Here is a 1,101-nt window from a genome sequence, read left to right on the forward strand (position 1 = left end):
AGTGGTGAAGGCGTGTCGCTTGTAGTATTCGTGCTTGACCGTCGACCACAACGACTCTGCGCCGGCGTTATCCCAGCAGATGCCGGTCTCGCCCATCGAGCGCAGCAACCCGTGGCGTGTGCAGGCCTGTGCCATGTCATGGCTGGTGAATTGACTGCCCCTGTCCGAGTGCAAGATGGTGCCCGTCACCGACCCGCCGCGCGTGGCCACCGCAGCGTCCACGGCGGCCTCGACGAGCTCAGTACGCATGTGATCGGCCAGCGACCAGCCCAGCACGCGCCGCGAGTGCTCATCGCGGATCGCACACAGGTACGCATCCCCCTCACCGCAGGTCAGATAGGTGATATCCGAGGTCCAGACAGCATCAAGACGGCCCTGATCAAAGACCCGCCCCACCCGGTCGGGTGGGAACGACGCCGTCGGATCGACCACGGTCGTCTTGACCTTGAAGGTGCGGGGGCTGATGCCCTCGATACCCATCTCGGCCATGATCTTGGCGACGGTATTCTCCGAGACCGACACGCCCTCGTCGTGCAAGTCGGCGGTGATCCGCGGGGAGCCGTAGGTGCGTTGCGATCTCTTCCAGTGAGCCACAATCTTGACTTCGAGATCACGGCGACGCTGCTGTCGTGCGGTGAGTTCGCCACGCTGCTGACGACCCGCCCACGCATAGTATCCCGAGCGTGAAACCCCCAGCAGTACAACAAGAGCAGTGATGTCATGGCCGGCGCACTCCGCGGCGATGAGTTCATAACAGCTCACCGGTGTTGCTGTGCCGCAAAGTACGCCGAGACTTTTTTCAGGAACGCAATGTCGCGGTCCTTCTCGGCGGCCTCGGCACGTAACCGCACCAACTCCGCGCGCTCACCGGCACTGAGCTCACCATCGGGCGGAGCTGCCCGCCCCTCGGTGATCACTCCGTCGCGAATGCGTTCGGCGCGAACCCATTTGCCCAGCAGATTCTCATGCACGTTCAACTCACGAGCGACCTCAGAGATCGGGCGGCCGCCATCAATCACCCGACGAGCAGCCTCCGCCTTGAACTCAGGCGTAAACGACCGACGCGTCCTCGACATAGTGACATCCTTCCAGCAGGGCCCA

The 1,101-nt window shown here is 63.2% G+C and carries 2 protein-coding genes; both read right to left on the reverse strand.

Annotated elements, in window-relative coordinates:
* Nucleotides 1-762, reverse strand: a 762-nt coding sequence (locus P3L18_RS28110) for an IS3 family transposase (RefSeq protein ID WP_276115997.1), incomplete at its 3' end; no start/stop codon positions are given.
* The coding region (locus P3L18_RS28115) for a transposase (RefSeq protein WP_276115998.1) at nt 759-1,101 on the reverse strand (343 nt) is incomplete at its 5' end. The genes P3L18_RS28110 and P3L18_RS28115, both read right to left, overlap by 4 nt.

Source organism: Gordonia sp. N1V (assembly GCF_029269935.1).
Classification (GTDB): Bacteria; Actinomycetota; Actinomycetes; order Mycobacteriales; family Mycobacteriaceae; genus Gordonia; species Gordonia polyisoprenivorans.